This is a genomic window from Adlercreutzia sp. ZJ138 (assembly GCF_011038935.1).
GTDB lineage: Bacteria > Actinomycetota > Coriobacteriia > Coriobacteriales > Eggerthellaceae > ZJ141.
The window spans coordinates 1-1652 of record NZ_JAAKEA010000043.1; the positions used below are offsets into that span (position 1 = coordinate 1).

The following is a 1652-nucleotide window of genomic DNA, read 5'->3' on the forward strand; positions in this document are numbered from 1 at the left end:
CCCCTAATCCCGCCGGAACAAGTCGCGCGTGTATACCTTGTCGGCCACATCGGACAGTTCATCTGACCAGCGGTTAGCAACGATGAGGTCGCAGCGGCTCTTGAACGCGGTCAGGTCGTGGGTAACCTCAGAACCGAAAAACTCGGGGGCATCGAGTGTCGGCTCGTAAACCACCACGGGTATTCCTTTGGCTTTTACGCGTTTCATAATACCTTGGATAGAACTTGCGCGGAAGTTGTCAGAACCTGACTTCATAACAAGACGGTAGACTCCCACGATGGGCCGCTCAATGCCTTCATACACGAGCTTCCAAACCCGGCTTACCACTTCTTCGGCCACGTAGTCTTTGCGAGTACGGTTGGAGTTTACGATAGCTTCAATAAGGTTTTGGGGCACGTCCTTATAGTTAGCGAGCAACTGCTTGGCATCTTTAGGCAGACAGTAACCACCGTAGCCAAACGAAGGGTTGTTGTAGTGGTCACCAATACGGGGGTCATACCCCACGCCTTCAATAATCTGCCCAGCATCAAGACCACGAACACTCGCGTAGGTGTCAAGCTCGTTGAAATAGGACACACGAAGCGCCAGATACGTATTGGCGAAAAGCTTTACCGCTTCGGCCTCGGTAGCGCGCATGATAAGGGTCGGGATGTCTTTTGCCGGATCACACGCACCCTCAGCCAAAAGTGCAGCGAACTTGTGCGCGGCTTCTTCGAGCTCATCTGCAAAGGCAGACTCACTTGGTACCCCCACGATGATGCGCGAGGGATGCAGATTGTCATAAAGCGCATGACCCTCACGCAGGAACTCAGGGGAGAACAGGAATCGCCCTTTAGAGTAGCGCTCACAGAGTGTGCGCGTGTAGCCTACAGGCACCGTGGACTTTACCACCATAACAGCAGCAGGGTTTACTTCAAGCACGAGCTCGATTACTTGCTCCACGTAGCGCGTGTCGAAGAAGTTGCGATCGGAGTCGTAGTTGGTAGGCGTAGCAATAACTACTACATCAGCTGCCGCGTAAGCCGCATGTCCGTCAAGTGTGGGATGTAAGTTCAGTGTACGCTCACCACGAGCCGCTTCGCCTAAGAAGCGTTCAATCTCAACATCGGCAATAGGGCTTTCCCATCGCGCAAGTGCTTCTACTTTTTCTGGAACTACATCTACAGCATCCACTTGGTTGTGCTGTGCGAGTAACACCGCTAACGACAACCCCACATAACCGGTACCCGCTACTGCGATTCTCATGGTCGAATCAGTCCTCTCTCTTCGGTTTTCAACGTGCATAAAAAGAGCCGCCTTGCTCGGCGGCCCATCAAGTACTAACCTCTACAGTCCGTAGTAGCCCTTGTACCAGCGTGCGAACGCTCGCAGGCCGTCTTCGAGCTTAGTTGAAGGGCGAAATCCCAGGTCACGTTCAAGCGCAGAAGTGTCTGTATAGGTTACAGGCACGTCCCCTGGCTGCATGGGAACAAGTTCGCGATGCGCTTCAAAGTCGTAGTCGGTGGGAAGCACGCCTTCTTCCACGAGCACCCGTTGCAGCGTGTCCACGAAATCAAGTAGGTTCTCAGGGTGTGAGTTGCCGATGTTGTACACGCGATGTGCGGCACGCGGCAGCCCGTCAGCTCCTGCCTTTACCGCAGGCGGGGCATCCA

General features: G+C 54.1%; 1 protein-coding gene and 1 pseudogene. Both read right to left on the minus strand.

The window, feature by feature from the left end; translation table 11 throughout:
* Positions 1-3: 3 nt before the first annotated feature.
* The gene (locus G7Y43_RS10525) at positions 4-1245 is read right to left on the minus strand and encodes a nucleotide sugar dehydrogenase (protein ID WP_165046364.1); all 1242 of its coding nucleotides are present in this window, start codon (positions 1243-1245) and stop codon (positions 4-6) included.
* Positions 1246-1326: 81 nt separating this feature from the next.
* Positions 1327-1652 (minus strand): annotated as a pseudogene (locus tag G7Y43_RS10530) (protein CapI); the annotation flags it as partial.

Bases quoted from the DNA above. Each gene is read 5' to 3' on its own strand.
- G7Y43_RS10525 (WP_165046364.1), bottom strand. From the start codon at position 1,245: ATGAGAATCGCAGTAGCGGGTACCGGTTATGTGGGGTTGTCGTTAGCG.